This window comes from Mitsuaria sp. TWR114 (genome assembly GCF_007997345.1).
In genome coordinates this window covers 1-708 of the sequence record NZ_VOSR01000989.1, presented here as the reverse complement: position 1 = coordinate 708, position 708 = coordinate 1, and the positions used below count along the sequence as shown (strand labels likewise).

The following is a 708-nucleotide window of genomic DNA, read 5'->3' as shown; positions in this document are numbered from 1 at the left end:
GGCCGCCGCGGCGGCGCAGGAGCAGCTCGCCGGCGTGCAGACGCCCGACAAGGCGCTGCAGCAGGACGACGTCGACGCGCTGCTGGCCGAGATGGGGTTCTGATCCCCGTCCCCGCCGCGCTCAGGACCAGAGCAGCGGATCGACCTCGTAGAAGCGCCGCAGTTCCCCGTACAGCGCGGGATGCGCCTGCGCCAGCGCCCACGGCTGACCGAAGAAGCGCTCGCTCGCGACCGCGAAGAACTCCGCCGGCTCGGTGGCCGCGTAGTCCCCCAGCGGATCGGGCTCGCCCGCCGCGAGCCTCGCGCGCAGCAGGTCGAAGCTCTGCTGCATCACCGCCGCCCAGCGCGCCTGCCGCGCGCGATTGCCCAGCCAGGGCGCGCCATTGGCCCATCCCTTGACCTGATCCAACTGGTGCGCGAACTCGTGCACCGCGACGTTGTGGCCGCGCTCCGGCAGCGAGGCGTCGCGCAGCACGTCGTCCCAGGACAGCACGACCTGTCCCTCGCCCCAGGATTCGCCGCTCAGCACCTGGCGGTCCTGCATCTGCAGCGGGCCTTGATGACGCACGCGATCGACGATGAAGGCGCCGGGATAAACCAGCACCGTGTGCAGCTTCGGGTAGTAGCCGCGGGCCCGGCCCAGCAGCGGCAGCGAGGCCAGCGCGGCGATGGTGACGCGGACCTCGTCGGTGATGACCTGGCCGGCGC

1 protein-coding gene is annotated in these 708 nt (G+C 72.3%); it reads right to left on the bottom strand.

Going from position 1 to position 708, the window contains the following annotated elements:
- Positions 1–121 precede the first annotated feature (121 nt).
- Positions 122–708 (bottom strand): zinc-dependent peptidase (locus tag FUT87_RS26595; protein WP_147242928.1); only part of this gene is annotated, 587 nt, incomplete at its 5' end.